The 2,981-nt window shown below is 42.4% G+C and carries 4 protein-coding genes; all 4 read left to right on the plus strand.

Annotation, left to right across the window (positions count from 1 at the left end):
- Positions 1 to 975, plus strand: a 975-nt coding sequence (gene cbpB / locus AB1488_03020) for a peptide-modifying radical SAM enzyme CbpB (GenBank protein ID MEW6409070.1), incomplete at its 5' end; no start/stop codon positions are given.
- On the plus strand, positions 975 to 1,997 hold the full coding sequence (locus AB1488_03025) for a precorrin-8X methylmutase (GenBank protein MEW6409071.1): 1,023 nt from the start codon (positions 975 to 977) through the stop codon (positions 1,995 to 1,997). The genes cbpB and AB1488_03025, both read left to right, overlap by 1 nt.
- A gap of 86 nt (positions 1,998 to 2,083) precedes the next feature.
- Positions 2,084 to 2,794 (plus strand): energy-coupling factor ABC transporter permease, encoded by a 711-nt coding sequence (locus AB1488_03030; GenBank protein MEW6409072.1) that lies wholly within the window; start codon positions 2,084 to 2,086, stop codon positions 2,792 to 2,794.
- On the plus strand, positions 2,791 to 2,981 hold a 191-nt coding region (locus AB1488_03035), incomplete at its 3' end, for a hypothetical protein (GenBank protein ID MEW6409073.1). The genes AB1488_03030 and AB1488_03035, both read left to right, overlap by 4 nt.

Raw genomic sequence — 2,981 nt, forward strand, 5'->3', positions numbered from 1 at the left:
ATCGTATTTCATGCCAGTGAACCACTTTTGCTGAAAGACCTGTTATTTGATGCAATAAGCAAATTCAATAATAAACTTCTTTTCGGTCTCCAGACAAATGCTCTGCTGCTTGAGAAGAAAGATGTGGCATTTTTAAAGAAACACAGGGTTGGTATTGGCGTATCCCTTGATTCCTTCGACGATGTGGTCAACAATCGCCAGAGAATAAGTGTAAAAGGTGACGGAAACTTTAAAAAGGCAGTAGAAGCGATTGAGTGGTTTGCTGGTTATAGCGGATTAAATGTTATTACTACTATAACTAAATTTAATGTCAGCCACCTTTTAGAATTGGTGAGATTCCTTCATGCAAGAAAGGTCAGATGTGTTCTGCTGAATCCAGTTAGAGCGACCCAGAAAGGGACACAGGTTTTACGACCGGATCAGATAGCCTTAACTAAATATTTTATAGATGCAGTGGAAGAAGCGATAAAATTATCAATATCCTCCAGGAATAGAATCATCATCGGTAATTTCTCAAATATCATTCTTGGCATAGTTGCACCGACTGCACGTAGGCTTATGTGTGATATTACTCCCTGCGGGGGATGTCGCTGTTTCTTAACTATTACAGCAAGCGGAGACATGATACCATGTGGTGAATTTATAGGGTTCAGAAGATTCTATGGTGGAAATATCTTTGATACCTCCATTGGAGAGGCTATGCGGTCTGAACCTTTCAAGGAAATCCGAGCACGGATAGTTGAGCGAATCGATGAATGTGACATCTGTATTTTTAGAAATATATGTGGAGCACCATGTCCTGCTGAGGTCTACTCAACCGATAAGGATATGCATACGCTGTCCCCTTACTGTGAATTCTACAAGGAACTTATCAGATATGCCTTTAAATTAATAGTAGAGGACAAGGTTAAATGCCTCTTCCGCAAAGAGGCATTTAAAAATCTTGAATATGAATATAAAGTAGGGGCTCTATAATGGATGCGATATTACTTCTTGGACATGGAAGCAGGCTCGCTGAGGCGAATAAAGCCCTTAAGGATATGGCTGATATGGTTCAGAGCATGGGTGATGTATTTCTTGTAGAGATAGCCTTTTTACAATTCGGGAAGCCTGATTTTTTTGAGGGGGTGTATAACTGTATTTCGAGAGGGGCAAAAAGGGTAATAATCCATCCATATTTCCTCTATAAAGGAAGGCACTTCTATGAGGATATAAATAATATGATAGTAGAGGTAAGCAAGCAATACCCGGAGACTGAGTTTCAACTCACAGAGCCCCTCGGAATCCATGAAAATATTGCAAGGGTAATACTTGAGAGGGCAGGTAGGGATGGAAAACGGATAAAACCACTCAAACCAAATGAGATAGAAGAGAGAAGTTTCGAAATAATTAGTTCAGAATTGGAGAAATACCCCTCAGATTTCACCCCTTACTCCCACTTACAAATGCCAATAGTAAAAAGGGTAATCCATACAACAGGCGATCTTGAATTTGCTGAGACCATGAGGTTTCATCCTGATGCTGTAGAATCTGGTATGAGGGCGATAAAGGCAGGAAAGGATATTCTTGTAGATGTCAGGATGGTAGAGGCAGGTATAAATAAGAGGCTCCTCGAGAAATGGGGAGGCAAGGTCATATGTAATATTCAGGATTCAGGGATCAGGGGTCAGGAGTCAGGGAATGAAACAAGAGCGGAACTCGGAATAGAAGTGGCGTTACAAGAAAATAACAATATCGGTATCATTGCGATTGGCAACGCCCCCACTGCACTTTTGAAAGTGATGAAGATTTTGTCTTCCCCCTTATCCCTTACCCCTTGCCCCCTGTCCCTTGTAATCGGTGTTCCTGTTGGATTTGTAAGGGCAGTAGAGTCAAAGGAGGTGCTTCTACATATGCCTTATCCATTTATTACATGTCTTGGAAGAAAAGGTGGCAGCCCCGTTGCAGTAGCGATTATAAATGCTCTGTTGAAAATGATGGAGGAGCATGGAAGATGAAAGTTCAAAGTTTAAAGTTCAAAGTTTTTATTTTTTTACTGTTTACTGTTCACTGTTCACTGTTCACTGGCACCGATGCCTATGCCATGCATATCTCAGAAGGAATATTGCCATTTAACTGGGCAGCACTCTGGTTTGCTGTCGCATTACCTTTTGTAGCATATGGATTGTATAGGTTAAAGAAAATCTCAAATATTGACCTATCATTTAAACCCCTGGTAGGTCTTATGGCAGCAGTTGTGTTTATCATCTCGGCCATGCCTATACCTGTGCCGACTGCAGGCACATGCTCTCATCCTGCTGGAACAGGAATCTCAGGAATACTTGTCGGCCCCGCTATCAGCATATTGATTACAGCAGTGGTTCTCCTTATTCAGGCACTTTTTCTTGCCCATGGCGGATTAAGCACATGGGGAGCAGACATAGTCTCTATGGGTGTGATGGGCTCCTTTGCAGGGTACCTGACATTTAGGGCATTACGCTCGATAACCCCCCTCTTTCCCCCCTTTAGTAAAGGGGGGATGGGGGGATTGGCAATTGCAGGCTTCATGGCAGGATTATTTGCAGACTGGGCAACATACCTCACAACATCTGTTGAACTTGCTGCAGGCATAAGGGGAGATTCACCGTTTATGCCTCTTTTCTGGAAGATTCTCATTGCCTTCATTCCAACACAGCTTCCGTTGGGTATCATTGAGGGGGCAATGACAGCAGGCATGATTGTTCTGCTTTATAAGAAAAAACCTGACTTGCTTGTAAAGATGCATGTGTTAAAGCCTGAGGAGGTGACGATATGAAGTTCGGAGTTCAGAGTTCGGAGTTTAGAGTTAAAATTACAAAATTACTGCTTTACTCTACTGTTGCAATACTGCTCCTCTTCAGCCTTCAGCCTTCAGCCTTCAGCTCCGAAGGGAAGTGGCTTGGTGTTGATGAATCTGTTGTTGAAAAATTTGCGAAGGAACACGGCAGAGAGCCAAAAGAACC

It is taken from the genome of Nitrospirota bacterium (genome assembly GCA_040756155.1).
Taxonomy (GTDB): domain Bacteria; phylum Nitrospirota; class Thermodesulfovibrionia; order JACRGW01; family JBFLZU01; genus JBFLZU01.